Here is a 14,700-nt window from a genome sequence, read left to right on the forward strand (position 1 = left end):
GACCGCAATGCCATCCCCAACTTGCGCGAATACGTCGCTTGATACGCCCTCCTCCCAGGCTCCTCGCCTTGAAGCCCTGATTTTTGACTGGGCCGGCACCCTGGTGGACTTTGGATCCTTTGCCCCCACCCAGATTCTGGTTGAAGCCTTCAAGTGCTTTGACCTGAACCTGAATCTGGACCAGGCCCGCAGCGCGATGGGCATCGGCAAATGGGATCACATCAAGGCCATGCTGGAACTGCCCGAAGTGCATGCCCAGTTCATGGCCCTGCACAACCGTGAGCCCGATGACAGCGATGTAGACCGTATCTACAACACCTTCCTGCCCATGCAAAACGAGCGCGTGGGCGAGTTCTCCGCTGCCATTCCCGGCGCCCGCGAAACCCTGTCCTGGGCACGCCGTCAGGGCCTGAAAATCGGCTCCTGCTCGGGCTACCCACGCTTGGTGCTGGACAACCTGCTGCAACACGCCCACCGCCAGCAAGTGTTTGTGGACTACCACGTTGCGTTTGACGAAGTCCCGCAAGCGCGCCCTTGGCCTGCCATGGCCCTGGAAAACGTCATTCGTCTGGAAATCAAGAATGTCGGTGCCTGCGTGAAGATTGACGACACCCCGGTCGGCATTGAAGAAGGCCGCAATGCCGGTATGTGGACGGTCGGTTTGCTGCTGTCGGGCAATGCCGCCGGTCTGACCGAACTGGAGTTTCTGGCTCTGGACGAAGAAAGCCGCCAAACCCTGCGCGATCGCGCCGCGGCCACCTTTGACCATGCCCTGCCGCATTACCTGATCGACACCGTTGCCCAACTGCCTGCCGTGATTGAACAAATCACCGAGCGGATGGCCCAGGGCGAATGCCCTAGCGATTCCCTCTAACCCCCCACCCCCCTTTTGCTGTCACAAGGACACTTCTCCATGAAAACCATTGTTCTGAGCTCCTTGGCTGCCGCTTTGATGGGCGCCGCTTCCCTGGCACAAGCCGCTACGACCCTGACCGTCTACACGGCGCTGGAAGCCGATCAGCTCAAAGCTTACCAGGCTGCTTTCGAGAAAAAAAATCCCGATATCAAGATCCAGTGGGTGCGTGACTCCACCGGCATCATTACCGCCAAGCTGCTGGCTGAAAAGAACAACCCCAAGGCTGACGCTGTCTGGGGTCTGGCCGGTTCCTCGCTGGGCCTGATGGCCAGCCAGAACATGCTGCAACCCTACGCCCCCCAGGGCCTGGACAAGATCGATGCCAAGATGCGCGATCAAAACAACCCACCTAGCTGGGTTGGCATGGACGGTTTTGCCGCTGCCCTGTGCGTGAACACCGTTGAGCTGGAAAAGAACAAGCTGCCCATGCCCACTTCCTGGGAAGATCTGACCAAGCCCGAGTACGCTGGCAAGATCGTCATGCCCAACCCCGCTTCTTCGGGTACCGGCTTTCTGGACGTGAGCGCTTGGCTGCAACTGTTTGGTGAAGACAAGGGCTGGGCCTTCATGGACGGTCTGCACAAGAACATTGGTGCCTACACCCACTCCGGTTCCAAGCCTTGCAATATGGCTGCTGCTGGCGAATACACGATTGGCGTGTCCTTTGACTACCGTGGCGCTCGCCTGAAAGAAGAAGGTGCTCCGCTGGAACTGGTGTTCCCCAAAGAAGGCCTGGGCTGGGAAATTGAAGCCGCTGCCATCATGAAGGGCACCAAGAACCTGGAAGCTGCACAGAAACTGGCTGACTTCTCCGCCAGCGAAGAAGCCAACCACCTGTACAAGACCAACTTTGCCGTGCTGGCCATTCCTTCCATCGCCACGGCCAACCCACACCTGCCCGCAGACCTGAACCAGCGTCTGATCGACAACAACTTCGTGTGGGCCGCTGAAAACCGCGAGCGCATCATCGAAGAGTGGACCAAGCGTTACGACGGCAAATCGGAAGCCAAGAAGTAATGAGCACACAACACTACGATGTCATCGTGGTGGGGGGCGGCATCCTGGGCATGGCACATGCCTGGGCGGCTGCCCGCCGCAAGCTCAGCGTGGCTGTGCTGGAACGCAGCCACCAGGCCCAAGGCGCCACCATACGTAATTTTGGTCAGGTACTGGTGACCGGTCAGGCGCCGGGCATCATGATGGATCTGGCTCGCCAAAGCCGTGACCTGTGGTTGGATCTGGCCGCCCAGGCGGGCTTTCATGTGCGCAGCAATGGTTCGCTGGTGCTGGCACGCAATTATCTGGAACTGGAGCTGCTGGAAGACTTTGCGCAAGGTCGTGCCAAGGATGAAGGCGTAGCCTGCCAGATGTTGAGCGGCAAGGAACTGGCGACGCTGTTTGAAGGCCGTTTGGGACATCACCACGGCGCGCTGCAAGGTCTGGATGATTTGCAGATTTACTCGCGCGACGCCCTGCCCGCCATTACCAGCAGCCTGCAAGCCATGGGCGTGGATGTGTACACCCAAGCGCATGTGCACTATGCACAGGAAGGCCAGGTACAAAGCAGCGTGGGCAATTTCACGGCCAACAGCATTTTTGTGTGCCCCGGTCATGACTACAGCAGCCTGCATCGCGAACTGCTGGATACCGTCAAACCGTCGGTGACACGTCTGCAAATGCTGAAAGTACGTGCGCAGGACTCGGGCTGGGCCTTGGATCGACCTTTGCTGACGGGCTTGTCCTGCCTGCACTACGGTGCCTTCAGCGATCTGCCTCTGGCAGACACGCTGCGCGAGCAAGTACAGCAACGTCACGGAGCCCTGCTGGATCAAGGCATTCATTTGCTGATCAGCCCTACCCCGGACGGCGATCTGATTATTGGGGACTCGCACGACTACGGTCAGCAAGCCAGCCCTTTCAATCAGGAAGAAACAGACCAGTACTTGCTGGCTCTGGCAGAAACGGTGCTGGGTTGCCCAGTGGACGTTCTGCAACGCTGGCAAGGGGTATACGGTGCGAAAGGACCGGCTCCATTTTCTGTCTTGCAGGCAGATGGCAGTACGCAAGTGATAGTCATGCACACCGGCCTGGGGATGACTACTGGTCTGGCCATTGGTGAACGCAATATCGCCGCTCGCTACGACTGATTGCTGGGCCCTGATGGCCAGGCAAACGGATCCGTTTTTGCCAAGGCAGTAAGGACGAAAAAACGCGCAGCCCGTGCTGCGCGTTTTTCTATTCCTGGGGCTTGCGTCTGGACGTCAGAATCACCACGGCAATCCCGCCCAGAACCAGCAAGGCCGCCAGCGCACTTTTCAAACTGATCTGCTCATCCAGAATCAGCAGGCCAAGAACGGCACTCAAGACTGGCACGGACAGTTGCACCGACGCAGCCGTAATTGCTGACATGCGCAGCCGCACCCAATACCAGATGGCATAGCCTATGCCCGAAGCCAGACTACCCGACAAAGCGGCGTACAGCACACCCAAGGGATCCACTTGCAGCTCCCCTTGATGCAGCCAAAGCGTCAGCAAAGACAGGGGCACCGCCAGCAAGAAGCTGCTGGCCGTTCCAGCTACCGGGGATTCACTGGCTTTGCCCAATAAGGAAAACCCGCCCCAGGCCAAACCGGAAATCGCCATCAACAAGGCAGCGCCCCAAGGCGGGGCCGAGGCCCCCGGAGCCAGAAAGAAAACCAGCCCGCCCAAGGCCATCAGCAAGCCCAGCACACTGGTTCGCTCGCCACGAAACAGGCCATAGGAAATCATCAATAGTTGTGCAGCGGCAAACAGGATCAAGGCGCCTGTGCCGGTACTGATGCTGCGATAGGCAAAGGAAAATGCCAGGGCATAGATAAACAGCAAAATGGCGGACACACCACCCAAAGCTGAAAACCGCAGTTTTTGAGATTGCAGCAGACTGATCAGAAACAGCGCGATCGCCCCGGTGGATATTCGGATCGCGGTAAAAGAGGCCGCATCAATCTGCGTTGTCTGGAACGCCATGCGCGTCAGCAAGGAGTTCGCCGCAAAGGCCAGCAAGGTCAGGCTGGTCAGCAGAAACAGCGCTACATAAGAGACCTGATCCGTTTGATGTGCAGCTTGGTGTTTTGCAGCTTGTTCTATTTTTTGGGTGTCTGGCATGTTTGTCTCTTCCGGCCCTGCGTTTTTCTATGGGCGTATACCGGCAATCCTCAGCAAGACAGCCACATCCACCTGCCTGCTCTTGTCCAAAGTCCAGTTCACAAAACCCGCCCCTTCCATCTGACAAAGCAGATGGTGAGCCGTAGCTTCGGTATCCAGATCGGCCAGGACCTCCCCTGCCTGCACACCATCGTCCAGAACCTGCTTTAACCAGCGGCGCTGCAACTCAAGAAAATGCTGCGCCAGCAGTTGCAAGCTGGCCGGCAAAGAAGCCAGTTCGGCGGCCAATGCACCACACAAAGGCAAGAACCCCTCCTCCTGGCCCTGGCTGAACAGGACAACAAAAGCCTGCAGCCGCTGAGCCGTGCTGCCCGATATCTGGCTGATCTCTTGCAGGCTGGCCTGCACCTGCGCCATATACGCTTCCACCACCGCCAAACCCAAATCCTCTTTGGTCGCGAAATGATGGTGAATACTGGCCTTGCGTATACCCACCACCCGCTCCAGATCGGCATAGCTGAACGCCGCATAGCCTTTGGAGCGCAGCAAGGACTGCGCCGCTTGCAGCAAGGTTTCACGGGTGGGCAATGAAGACATTTCTTGTTCCTCGGCTAGCAAGAGGGCCATTGGTTTTACGAAATCTCTTTTTACCCTACCTAGTAGTAGGTAGATAATTAAGAAAAACCCAAAGACAAAGGGAAATGCCGCCTTTTTATTACTGGAAATTTTCCACAAAAAATCCAATATAGTGGAATAAAATACGCCACAAGATAGACCAGAGCTGCCACCCATGAGCACCGACGATATCAATACCCGCATTGCCAAACGCGTACGCGAGCTGCGTCAGCTACGCCCGGAAACCATTGATTCCCTGGCCAGCAAAAGTGGCGTCAGCCGCTCCATGATTTCCTTGATTGAACGCGCCGAGGCCAACCCCACGGCCGTTATTCTGGAAAAGCTGGCGGCCGGTTTGGGTGTATCAATGGCCGCCCTGTTCGAGTCCGAAGAAACGGCAGACAAGCAAAACCCGCTGATACGTCGTGCCGATCAGGCCCTGTGGAGAGACCCGGAATCCGGCTATATCCGGCGCACCCTGTCCCCTCCCAATTGGCCCAGCAGTCTGCATCTGGCCGAAATCCATTTTCCAGCGGGCAGCAGCGTCACCTATGAAGCCAATGGCCGCAAACATCCGCTGGAGCAGCAGATCTGGGTTCTGCAAGGGCAAATAGAAATCACCCACGGCTCGCAGCAATACTCGCTGAAAAGCGGGGATTGTCTGGCCCTGCGTTTTTATCTGCCCATGAGCTTTAGCAATCCACACAGCCAGGCCGCCAAATACCTCGTCGCGATTGGCGATGAGACCCTGGCCTACCCCATGACAGGAAGGGATCAATGAAAGACAGTGACAGCGGGTTGCGTTTTATAGACTGCAATGAAGAACAACATGCAGCCGCTATTTTGGCGATCCTGAACGACGCCATCGTGAATTCCACCGCGCTTTACGACTATGTGCCACGCCCGCCCGAAGCCATGGTGAGCTGGTTTGCCACCAAACGCGCCAACGGCTTTCCGGTGGTCGGCGTCATTGATGACTCAGGCACACTGATGGGTTTTGCCAGTTGGGGCAGCTTCCGCGCCTTTCCCGCCTACAAATACACCGTAGAGCACAGCGTGTATGTGCACCCGGAACATCGCGGCAAAGGGTTGGGCAAGATTCTGATGCAGGAGCTGATCACCCGCGCCCGTCTGGCCAATGTGCATACCCTGGTGGGCTGTATTGATGCCAGCAATGCAGGCAGTATCCACTTGCATAAAAGCCTGGGCTTTACGCATTCGGGCACTTTCAAGGAAGTAGGCTTCAAATTTGGCCGCTGGCTGGATGCAGCCTTTTACCTGCTGACGCTGGATACGCCTGCCGAGCCGGTAGACGGCTGAAACCCATAAAAAAACCATCGCGGCCTGCGATGGTTTTTGTCCAGGCGTTTGCCCCGGATTCAGGCGCTGGCTTTCTGCTTTTCGTAGCACACGGCAAAGGCAATCAAGCCCAGCACAATACTGAAAATACCCACACCCACTGCCACAGCCGCCACCAGCCCCAGGCCTACCGCAATGAACACGCCAGGAAAGGCGTAGCTTCGCAACCAAGAGGGTCGCTTGGGAACAAGAAACAGCCCTAAAAACAAGAACCAGGGCATCACAATCGTCCAGAACAGACTGTCCATTAGCACGTCACGCATCATTATTCCATTGAAGTAGGAGGGGCTTGGGCAAGTGGTCAAGATACTCGCCATTCTGGGTGGATTGTAAACGTCCCGAGGCTGGCCTCCCAGCATTGGCGACTGTTATAAGAGAGAATTATTGTTTTGCAGCTAAAGGACCCGCCATGAGCACGATGAGCTTGACCAGCGCAGACCAGCACCATTTCGAGGCCTATGCCGCAGGCGATGAACAGGCCGAACGCGGCTTGATCGTGTTGCAGGAAATTTTTGGTGTGAATCAACATATACGCAACACCTGCGAGCGCTTTGCCGAGCAAGGCTACCGAGTGCTGTCCCCCGCCCTGTTCGACCGCCAAGAGAGAAATGTCCAGCTGGGCTACACCGCCGAGGACGTGCAAGCGGGTCTGGCGCTGCGCAATGGCATTGCGCTCGACAAGACCCTGCTGGACATTCAAGCCTGCGTGGATGCCCTGGGTTCGCGCAAGATTGGCATTGTGGGCTATTGCTGGGGTGGCTCCTTGAGCTGGCTGGCCGCCTGCCGTTTGCAGGGCCTGAAAGCCGCCAGCTGCTGGTATGGTTCGCAGATTGCCCAGAACGCCCAGGAACAGCCCAGGATTCCGGTGCAGATGCACTTTGGTGCCCAGGACCACTCTATCCCCGCCAGCGCCATTCAGACCATTAAAGACGCACAGAAGGACGTAGCCATTTACGTGTACGAACCTGCCGGTCATGGTTTCGGCTGCGATCATCGCCCCGATTTTCACGAAGCGTCCTACAAGCTGGCTCAGGAACGTACACTAGCGTTCTTTGCCGACCATCTACGTTAAGCCCCCATGCTTGAATCCAGCGACGACCTGCTTGCCCTGTTGAACACCACCATGCCTTACGGGAAGTACAAAGGTCGCTTGCTGGCCGACCTGCCAGGGCATTATCTGAACTGGTTTGCCCGCGAAGGCTTTCCTTCCGGGCGGCTGGGGCAGCTACTGGCCCTGATGCACGAGCTGGATCACAACGGCCTGAAATCCTTGCTGGACCCCTTGCGCCCGCGCGGTCGCTAACCGGAACAAATACCTTACTGGGGAGCGGGCTGCGACAGTATGTCACCGTACGGCTTGCTACTATCAAGACTTCCTCTACACCCCATTGTGAAGGACGTCATGACAATCGATCTCTCCGCATTCCCCATCACCAGCAAATGGCCGGCTCAACACCCCGAGCGCCTGCAACTGTATTCCTTGCCCACCCCCAACGGCGTCAAGGTTTCCATCATGCTGGAAGAAATTGGCCTGCCTTACGAGCCGCACCTGGTCAGCTTTGAGCGCAACGACCAGCTCAGCCCGGAATTTATTTCGCTCAGCAGCAATAACAAGATCCCGGCGATTCTGGACCCCAATGGCCCTGGCAACAAGCCACTGGCCCTGTTCGAGTCCGGTGCCATCCTGATCTATCTGGCAGAAAAAACCGGCCAACTGCTCTCCGCGGATCCAGCTCAACGCTACGAAACCCTGCAATGGCTGATGTTCCAGATGGGTGGCGTAGGCCCCATGTTTGGTCAGTTGGGTTTCTTCCATAAATTTGCTGGCAAGGACTTTGAAGACAAGCGGCCTCGCGACCGCTATGTCAACGAATCCAAGCGCCTGCTGGGTGTGATCGACAAACATCTGGACGGCAAGGACTGGATGGTCGGCAACAGCTACTCCATCGCTGATATTGCCCTGTTCCCCTGGATTGCCAACCTGATCGGTTTTTACGGCGCAGGCGAGCTGGTGGAGTACGAGCAATTCAAGAGCGTGGCCCGTGTTCTGGCCCAATTCCAGGCCCGCCCGGCGGTACAACGCGGCCTGAACATTCCTGCCCGTGATTGATAGATAAGCAGCGCCAATCAATGCTTATAAGCCAATTTGCAATAGCCCTGCTATCAAACTGGTCTTGTTTGTTTCGCTAGGCGCCAGTCCGTACAATTGGCCTCCTAAACATCCTGCGCAAGCGGTATTATTCCGTTTGCCTGGCTTGCTCATCAATCAAAAAACCAGTCTGCTCATAGAGCGGATACAGGCAAATCCACCAGCCTGATGAGCAAGCCTTCAAAGCCCTGGATTCTTTCCAGGGCTTTTTTTTGTGTGTACGATTTGGCGCCCCTGCTGCTACTCTTTTGGCTTCTTGCCACTTTCCAGGTGCAAGGCCAAACACCTCTACAGTCGTAGGCAGGAATTACACCGCAGGCAAAGGGATGAACTGATCATCATCCAGCGGTGGCAAGCTGATACGACCGTTGACCCAATCATCCTTGGCCTGTTCGATGCGGTCCTTGCGCGAGGACACGAAATTCCACCAGATATGACGTGGTCCCAAAGGCTCGCCACCCAGCAGCATCAAGTGGCTGTTTTGTTCGGCAAGGATACGGGGGCTGTCGCCTTTCGCGAAGACCAGCATCTGACCGGCTGGATAGCGTTGACCGCCTACTTCCAGCCCGCCCGTACAGACATAAATGGCGCGTTCTTCATGGCCGGTTGGCAAGGGGACAGACTGACCCGCTTGCACGCGCAGTTCCATATAAAACAAGGGGGAATCCACGCTGACGGGACTGCATAAACCCAGCGCCGAGCCGGCAATCAGGCGACCTTCCAGGCCCGTGTCCTGAATCAAGGGCAGTTGCTCGGCCTCGTAATGCACAAAGTCCGGGTTCTGCTCTTCCTTGTGTTCCGGCAAGGCCACCCAGGCCTGAATGCCATCCATGCGGCCACCTTGGGTACGCATAGGCTCAAAGCGCTCGGAGTGGCTGATCCCTGAACCGGCAGTCATCCAGTTCAGCGCGCCAGGCGTAATCTCCTGCTCTACGCCCAGGCTGTCGCGGTGCGTCATGGCGCCTTCAAACAAATAGGTCACGGTAGACAGGCCGATATGCGGGTGTGGCAGCACATCGTTCTCTGTCCCTACGGGTGCCGTCAGCTCTTGCGGCCCCATGCGATCAAAGAAGATAAAAGGCCCCACCATACGCCGTTGGCGAAAGGGCAAAACGCGCCCTACTTCAAATGCACCAATGCTGTGCTGACGTTGTGGAATAAGCAGCTCGACCATAGACACCTCTTCTGGAAAGTCGCAAAAATACAATCCCGATTACTATACTCTGGTCCCTGATTTGTTCGCCCTACCGCGCATGTCCACGCTCTCCCTCTTTGATCCCGTTCCCGGCCATGTCCTGACTCTGGATACCGGCCTGATTGCCCTGCCGGGTCTGGCCCTGCCTTACGCCGCTGCCTTGGCACAGGCGGTCCAGGAACTGGTGCACAGCGCACCTTGGCGACATATGCAGGTTCCCTCAGGACATCGCATGTCGGCCGCACAAAGCAGTTGTGGCGACCTGGGGTGGATATCGGACGAGCAAGGCTACCGTTACAGCCCCACAGACCCGCAAAGCGGTTTGGCCTGGCCGGCCATACCTGCTGTATTCAAGGACTTGCTGACGCACATTGCCCAGGAGTCAGGCCAAGGCCCTTTTCAGCCCGATACCTGCCTGATCAATTACTACGACGAGCAGGCGCATATGTCCTTGCATCAGGACAGAAACGAGCGCGACTTGCAGCACCCGATTGTCTCGGTATCTCTGGGACGTGAGGCCCTGTTTCTATGGGGTGGCGCAAAGCGCAATGACCCGGTGCGTACCCTGCGACTGCGCGATGGCGATGTGCTGGTCTGGTGGGGCACCTCCAGACTGAACTTCCATGGGGTGCGCAGACTGGAGGGCCCGGCCCATCCGCGATGGGGCACAGGCCGGGTCAATCTGACCTTCAGAAAAGCAGGCTAAAGCCCCTGTGATCAGCCCAGTTCGGGCGGCGCAAAGCGGCGGTTTTCCAGTACGGGCAGAATGCGGCGGGCATAGGCCAAACGCTCCCGATCCAGATCGACCAAAAGCAAAGTGGGTGTCTCTGCCGCCTGCGCCACAATCACGCCCAAGGGATCGACCACCAGACTTTGGCCGATATTGCGTTCGCCACATTCACCAACAGCCACCATATAAGCCGTGTTTTCCAAAGCGCGAGCCGTCGTCAGCACACGCCAATGGTGCTCTTTCAAGGGGCCTTTCAGCCAGGCCGAAGGTGCCAGCAGGACTTGAGCCCCATCCACGCACAAGCGTCGAGCCAGCTCCGGGAAGCGCAGATCGTAGCAAGTCATCAAGCCCACTTTGAAACCGGCCACATCGATCAAGGCCGGGATTTCTGTACCCGGCTGAACATAGCGGGATTCTTGTACCGAGAAGGCATCGTACAAATGGAGTTTGTTGTAATGCGCCAGAACCTGGCCATCACGCAGCACCACCAAGGTATTCCAGACCTTGCCTTCCCCTGCCGGGGTATGAATGCAGAACACCACGGTTAAATCGGTATCGCGGGTGGCAGCGCTCAGGCGGCTGACAAACTCCCCGTCCAGGGCTTGCGCGGACTTCAGGACCACTTCCGGGTCGGCCACGTTTCTGGCCAGCACACCTTCAGGCAAAACCAGTAACTGCGCGCCGGAGCGTAGGGCTTGTTCGATCAAACCCAGGCAAGCGCTCAGGTTTTCCTGCGAATCTTTGGATACGGCCATCTGGCCCAGTGCAACTTTCATGACCACCTCCTTTGCGATGCTGCCTAAGCGATTCTAACGCAGCCGCCTGCCGTGGCCAGCCAGGAAATAGAGCAGAAAACTGATCGCCAGGCGGTCAGATGTAAAACCGCCGTCGTCGTGTAGCCCCAACAGATGAGCTTCTGATTTCCCCGCTTCCCATCATGTAAAAATTCGGACACAAACTGCAATTAAAAAATAAATTTTAATCAGGTCAATACCTTGAATGCGTTTAACCACACTAAACATCTGAATCAAATCAAAGGATATTTCCACCCCAACAGACCGGCAATTAAGCGATCAATCTTTGAAACAAAGCGCCATCTGCATAGCGGCAAACCCAAGCATCAACACAATCAATTTGAGCTGTCTATTTTGTCTGGGCAGTTCAATTCTATTTATCCCCATTAGCTCGAAACTCAATTGAATTCGGGTTTTAAGATCAGCCTTAATCAGCAGATATATGATAATGAGATATAAATAACTTTTATATTTGCAATATCACAAACAATATACAAATCGGCAAAAATGATTCTTTTATTAAGCCGGACAAAATTACATGAAACTTGCAAAGCAACTTCCTTACCCTGCCAAACTGCTCTGCACTGAGCCAGTATTTATAAGGGTAGAATTCCACCTTAAATATGACCGGACATAATTGAATAATCAGAATCAGGATTAAATAAAAAGCGAATCAAAACAGGATAAAAGCGAGCCAAAAATAATGGGCCAGGTGCTAAGCAGCACTGACCCATTCAAGAATTACTTCTGCAACTGCACGTCGCCCGACAGGGCCGCCCATCAAGCTGGCAAGCCGCTTTGGCATTGGACTTTCAATGCACTAATGATTGAAATCCAAAATAATCAGAATAAAAAAAACCCCCGATTTCTTGCAAAATCAGGGGAAAGCTACCACAGGAAAATGATTGGATACAAAACACCCAACACCGTGATTCTATATAAAAAACTAAAAAAAATCTGCATACGTTGTTTAGGGCTGACGCTATAGATGAATAAATTAATTTGTGCTAGGACGTAATAAGAAATAAAAACTTAAAAAAGATCTTCAATTCCCTACAGTTACATGACCTTATTCCGTCCTTAGAAATCTTGAGCCTTGCCCCATGACTGCGCGACAATAAGGCCTCTTACGGGTTGGACACACCGCCCTTCTTGTTTCTCAGGCTTTTATCTTGGCTTCCTCACACTCTTCCTTATCCCCCCGCCAGGTTTTGCTGGCCATTCTGGCCTTGGCTGTGGGTGGTTTTTCCATCGGCACCGGCGAATTTGTCATCATGGGTTTGCTGCCCGATGTCGCCCAGGATCTGGGTATCGACATTCCCACTGCAGGCCACTTGATCAGTGCCTACGCTTTAGGCGTGGTGATCGGCGCTCCGGTACTGGCCGTGCTGGGTGCACGCTGGCCCTGGCGCCGCCTGTTGATTGCCTTGATGGGCGCATATGCCGTGGGCAATTTCCTGACTGTCATCGCCCCCAGCTATGAAACGGTATTGATCACCCGCTTTCTGGCCGGTTTCCCTCATGGCACCTACTTTGGTGTGGCCGCCCTGGTAGCCGCCCGTCTGGTACCGCCGCATCGTCGCGCACAGGCCGTGGCCTACGTCATGCTGGGTCTGACCGTCGCCACCTTGCTGGGTGTACCGATCGCCACCACCTTGGGGCAATGGCTGAACTGGCAAGCCGCCTTTACCTTCGTCAGCCTGATCGCCTTGTTGACCATGGGGCTGGTACTGCGCTTTGTGCCTTTCATTCCCGCCAATACCCTGGCCAGCCCTTTGCGCGAACTGAGCGCCCTGAAACGCAAGCAAGTCTGGTTGACGCTGGGCATAGGCGCGATTGGTTTTGGTGGCATGTTCTCGGTGTTCAGCTATGTGAAATCCACCTTGATGGAACTGGCTGGCCTGTCGGTCAGCGCCATCCCTGTGGTGCTGGCCTTGTTTGGCGTCGGTATGGTGCTGGGCAATTTGCTGGGCGCCCGGTATGCCGACCGCTATCTGGATCGCAGCATCCGTCTGGTCCTGATCTGGGCTACGGGCGTGCTCTTGCTGTTCATGATCACGGCTCATCACCCCATTCTTGGTCCCTTGAACATCATGCTGATCGGCACCTTGGTAGCCTTGGGCCCCGCTTTGCAGATTCGCCTGATGGACGTGGCCGGTGATGCCCAGACGCTGGCTGCGGCGCTGAATCACTCGGCTTTCAATATGGCCAATGCGCTAGGTGCATGGCTGGGTGGTTTGACGATTGCCGCTGGCTGGGGCTGGACCTCGACCGCCTGGGTGGGGGCCTTGCTGGCTCTGGGTGGCTTGGCCTTGCACACCATTTCGCTGCGCATCAAAGAGTAAACAGCTCTCAAGGCGGGTGACTCAGAAACGGCAATTTCACGATGGGCGACAAAACCCGAATACAGGAATCGCCTTTGCCACACTGAAACCTGCCAGTCGCCCCAAAAACAAAGCGGCCTGTGATTGGATACCCCTAAAGGTATTTCAATCACAGGCCGCTTTTTTTGCCCTCTCCCGGAGGTCCGACTAGCTGGCTTTCACCAGTTCAGCTGAAGCTTTACTTGCCACTGCAGGACAAGCGGCCAACCAACCGGCGTAGCCCATTCCAAAGCTGACCAGGATGCACAAGCCCAAGGCCCAGCCCCAGCTATTGAACAGGTCATGCAAACCACCCATAGCGGGAGGCCCAAAAGCGGCCAACAAATAGCCCATACACTGCGCCATACCCGACAGGGATGCGGCCTGCGAGGTGGACGTAGAACGCACGCCAATCAAGGCCAAGGCAATCAGGAAAACGCTACCGCTCCCAAAACCAAACAGCACCGCCCACAACAAGGACCAGGACGGCAGGACCAGGAAGCCCACAAAGGTCAGGGTCTGCAACAAGGCACCGGCCAAAGCCACGGCACGTTGGTCATGCACACGGCTCAGCACAGGCATCAGCAGCAAGGCCGGTACGGCGGTGGCCAACTGCATCAAACCGTGAATCTGACCTGCATGATCCGGTTCAAAACCATAGTTCACCAACATCACGGGCAACCAGCTGGCAATCATGTAGTACGCCACCGAGTTCAGGCCCATGTACAGGGTGATATACCAGGCCAGGGGCAAACGCCACACCGAGGAGCTGTTTGCCGCCCCAGCGGGTGTATTTTGCGCCGCACGTCGATCTGCACCCAGCTGTGTCGCCCACACCACTACACTGGCCAATGCCATCACACCCACCACAATCAGGGACGACCAGCGCCAGCTTTGACCTGTCCACTCCGCCATAGGAACCGCCAGCGCCGAGTTGAACGCCGCGACCAGGCCCATGAACAAGACATACAGCGATGTCACAAAGCTGATGCGCATGGGGAAATGGCGTTTCACCAAGGACGGCAAGAGCACATTACCCAGCGCAATCCCGATGGCCAGCAAACCGATACCGGCAAACAGCTCCGTCGTGCCGCCCAGGATACGTACCACCACCCCCACCGCGATCAGCACGGAAGCAATAAACAAGGAACGGGACAGCCCCACCACCCGCGCCATTGAGGAAGCCAGCAAGGAGATCACCGCAAAAATGAACAAGGGCATGGCAGTCAGCAAACCAGCCTGTGTAGACGACAGAGACAGGTCTGCCTGGATCAATTCCAGCAAGGGAGCGATACCCGTGATCGGGGCTCGCAGATTGCCAGCGATCAGCAAGACGCCAATCAACACCAGCAAGGGGTGGGAGAGCCAGGAGAGTCGAGAGAGGGACATGAAATGTAGCCAGTAGGTGAAAACCCTACTCTATCCTGTTTCGACC

Annotated in this window: 16 protein-coding genes; 10 read left to right on the top strand and 6 right to left on the bottom strand. The window is 56.1% G+C overall.

All coding sequences use genetic code 11. The annotated features are described in order from the left end of the window. Positions 1–7: 7 nt before the first annotated feature. The 3 genes from phnX to DUD43_RS11585 are packed head-to-tail and all read left to right on the top strand — an operon-like array spanning position 8 to position 3,063. Entirely contained in the window at positions 8–874 is an 867-nt protein-coding gene (gene phnX / locus DUD43_RS11575) for a phosphonoacetaldehyde hydrolase (protein ID WP_153230403.1), read from the top strand. 39 nt (positions 875–913) lie between these two features. Beyond that, positions 914–1,933 carry a putative 2-aminoethylphosphonate ABC transporter substrate-binding protein gene (locus DUD43_RS11580; RefSeq protein WP_153230404.1) on the top strand — a complete coding sequence of 340 codons (1,020 nt, stop codon included), beginning with the start codon at positions 914–916 and terminating at the stop codon, positions 1,931–1,933. Beyond that, positions 1,933–3,063 carry a TIGR03364 family FAD-dependent oxidoreductase gene (locus DUD43_RS11585; RefSeq protein ID WP_153230405.1) on the top strand — a complete coding sequence of 377 codons (1,131 nt, stop codon included), beginning with the start codon at positions 1,933–1,935 and terminating at the stop codon, positions 3,061–3,063. The genes DUD43_RS11580 and DUD43_RS11585 overlap by 1 nt, the downstream gene beginning before the upstream one ends. An 88-nt stretch (positions 3,064–3,151) precedes the next feature. On the opposite strand, the gene DUD43_RS11590 is transcribed toward DUD43_RS11585, so the two are convergent. Both DUD43_RS11590 and DUD43_RS11595 read right to left on the bottom strand, forming a co-directional pair. Next, the gene (locus DUD43_RS11590; RefSeq protein WP_153230406.1) at positions 3,152–4,060 is read right to left on the bottom strand and encodes a DMT family transporter; all 909 of its coding nucleotides are present in this window, start codon (positions 4,058–4,060) and stop codon (positions 3,152–3,154) included. 27 nt (positions 4,061–4,087) lie between these two features. Beyond that, entirely contained in the window at positions 4,088–4,657 is a 570-nt protein-coding gene (locus tag DUD43_RS11595; protein ID WP_153230407.1) for a TetR/AcrR family transcriptional regulator, read from the bottom strand. Between the two features lie 193 nt (positions 4,658–4,850). Here DUD43_RS11595 and DUD43_RS11600 point away from each other — a divergent pair, with 193 nt between their 5' ends. Together DUD43_RS11600 and DUD43_RS11605 are read left to right on the top strand one after the other, a co-directional pair. Further along, positions 4,851–5,456, top strand: a complete 606-nt coding sequence (locus tag DUD43_RS11600) for a helix-turn-helix domain-containing protein (protein WP_153230408.1) — start codon at positions 4,851–4,853, stop codon at positions 5,454–5,456. Further along, positions 5,453–5,995, top strand: coding sequence for a GNAT family N-acetyltransferase (locus DUD43_RS11605; protein ID WP_153230409.1), 543 nt, complete (start codon positions 5,453–5,455; stop codon positions 5,993–5,995). Before DUD43_RS11600 ends, DUD43_RS11605 begins: the two co-directional genes overlap by 4 nt. A 59-nt stretch (positions 5,996–6,054) precedes the next feature. On the opposite strand, the gene DUD43_RS11610 is transcribed toward DUD43_RS11605, so the two are convergent. Next, positions 6,055–6,297, bottom strand: coding sequence for a hypothetical protein (locus DUD43_RS11610; protein ID WP_228125778.1), 243 nt, complete (start codon positions 6,295–6,297; stop codon positions 6,055–6,057). A gap of 146 nt (positions 6,298–6,443) precedes the next feature. On the opposite strand from DUD43_RS11610, the gene DUD43_RS11615 reads away from it, so the two are divergent. From DUD43_RS11615 to DUD43_RS11625, 3 genes are all read left to right on the top strand, one after another. Then, on the top strand, positions 6,444–7,106 hold the full coding sequence (locus tag DUD43_RS11615; RefSeq protein ID WP_153230410.1) for a dienelactone hydrolase family protein: 663 nt from the start codon (positions 6,444–6,446) through the stop codon (positions 7,104–7,106). Positions 7,107–7,112: 6 nt separating this feature from the next. Continuing rightward, positions 7,113–7,337: a DUF3820 family protein gene (locus DUD43_RS11620; RefSeq protein WP_094197028.1), complete on the top strand. Its 225-nt coding sequence runs from the start codon at positions 7,113–7,115 to the stop codon at positions 7,335–7,337. A 99-nt stretch (positions 7,338–7,436) separates the two neighbouring features. Continuing rightward, positions 7,437–8,144 carry a glutathione binding-like protein gene (locus DUD43_RS11625; protein WP_153230411.1) on the top strand — a complete coding sequence of 236 codons (708 nt, stop codon included), beginning with the start codon at positions 7,437–7,439 and terminating at the stop codon, positions 8,142–8,144. Between the two features lie 346 nt (positions 8,145–8,490). Here DUD43_RS11625 and DUD43_RS11630 read toward each other — a convergent pair whose 3' ends face one another. Next, complete coding sequence (locus tag DUD43_RS11630) at positions 8,491–9,357, bottom strand: pirin family protein (protein WP_153230412.1); 867 nt, start codon at positions 9,355–9,357, stop codon at positions 8,491–8,493. 79 nt (positions 9,358–9,436) lie between these two features. Here DUD43_RS11630 and alkB point away from each other — a divergent pair, with 79 nt between their 5' ends. Beyond that, positions 9,437–10,084, top strand: coding sequence for a DNA oxidative demethylase AlkB (gene alkB / locus DUD43_RS11635; RefSeq protein ID WP_153230413.1), 648 nt, complete (start codon positions 9,437–9,439; stop codon positions 10,082–10,084). A gap of 11 nt (positions 10,085–10,095) precedes the next feature. On the opposite strand, the gene DUD43_RS11640 is transcribed toward alkB, so the two are convergent. After that, entirely contained in the window at positions 10,096–10,884 is a 789-nt protein-coding gene (locus DUD43_RS11640; protein WP_026483468.1) for a deaminated glutathione amidase, read from the bottom strand. Positions 10,885–12,074: 1,190 nt separating this feature from the next. Here DUD43_RS11640 and DUD43_RS11645 point away from each other — a divergent pair. After that, entirely contained in the window at positions 12,075–13,247 is a 1,173-nt protein-coding gene (locus DUD43_RS11645) for an MFS transporter (RefSeq protein WP_153230414.1), read from the top strand. A 186-nt stretch (positions 13,248–13,433) separates the two neighbouring features. Here DUD43_RS11645 and DUD43_RS11650 read toward each other — a convergent pair whose 3' ends face one another. Continuing rightward, positions 13,434–14,654, bottom strand: a complete 1,221-nt coding sequence (locus DUD43_RS11650) for an MFS transporter (RefSeq protein ID WP_153230415.1) — start codon at positions 14,652–14,654, stop codon at positions 13,434–13,436. Positions 14,655–14,700: the final 46 nt, after the last annotated feature.

The organism is Alcaligenes faecalis, assembly GCF_009497775.1.
GTDB lineage: Bacteria > Pseudomonadota > Gammaproteobacteria > Burkholderiales > Burkholderiaceae_B > Alcaligenes > Alcaligenes faecalis_D.

Excerpts from the sequence above, each read along its gene's own strand:
- phnX (WP_153230403.1), top strand. The coding sequence starts at position 8 with ATGCCATCCCCAACTTGCGCGAATACGTCGCTTGATACGCCCTCCTCC.
- DUD43_RS11580 (WP_153230404.1), top strand. The coding sequence starts at position 914 with ATGAAAACCATTGTTCTGAGCTCCTTGGCTGCCGCTTTGATGGGCGCC.
- DUD43_RS11585 (WP_153230405.1), top strand. The coding sequence starts at position 1,933 with ATGAGCACACAACACTACGATGTCATCGTGGTGGGGGGCGGCATCCTG.
- DUD43_RS11590 (WP_153230406.1), bottom strand. The coding sequence starts at position 4,060 with ATGCCAGACACCCAAAAAATAGAACAAGCTGCAAAACACCAAGCTGCA.
- DUD43_RS11595 (WP_153230407.1), bottom strand. The coding sequence starts at position 4,657 with ATGTCTTCATTGCCCACCCGTGAAACCTTGCTGCAAGCGGCGCAGTCC.
- DUD43_RS11600 (WP_153230408.1), top strand. The coding sequence starts at position 4,851 with ATGAGCACCGACGATATCAATACCCGCATTGCCAAACGCGTACGCGAG.
- DUD43_RS11605 (WP_153230409.1), top strand. The coding sequence starts at position 5,453 with ATGAAAGACAGTGACAGCGGGTTGCGTTTTATAGACTGCAATGAAGAA.
- DUD43_RS11610 (WP_228125778.1), bottom strand. The coding sequence starts at position 6,297 with ATGCGTGACGTGCTAATGGACAGTCTGTTCTGGACGATTGTGATGCCC.
- DUD43_RS11615 (WP_153230410.1), top strand. The coding sequence starts at position 6,444 with ATGAGCACGATGAGCTTGACCAGCGCAGACCAGCACCATTTCGAGGCC.
- DUD43_RS11620 (WP_094197028.1), top strand. The coding sequence starts at position 7,113 with ATGCTTGAATCCAGCGACGACCTGCTTGCCCTGTTGAACACCACCATG.
- DUD43_RS11625 (WP_153230411.1), top strand. The coding sequence starts at position 7,437 with ATGACAATCGATCTCTCCGCATTCCCCATCACCAGCAAATGGCCGGCT.
- DUD43_RS11630 (WP_153230412.1), bottom strand. The coding sequence starts at position 9,357 with ATGGTCGAGCTGCTTATTCCACAACGTCAGCACAGCATTGGTGCATTT.
- alkB (WP_153230413.1), top strand. The coding sequence starts at position 9,437 with ATGTCCACGCTCTCCCTCTTTGATCCCGTTCCCGGCCATGTCCTGACT.
- DUD43_RS11640 (WP_026483468.1), bottom strand. The coding sequence starts at position 10,884 with ATGAAAGTTGCACTGGGCCAGATGGCCGTATCCAAAGATTCGCAGGAA.
- DUD43_RS11650 (WP_153230415.1), bottom strand. The coding sequence starts at position 14,654 with ATGTCCCTCTCTCGACTCTCCTGGCTCTCCCACCCCTTGCTGGTGTTG.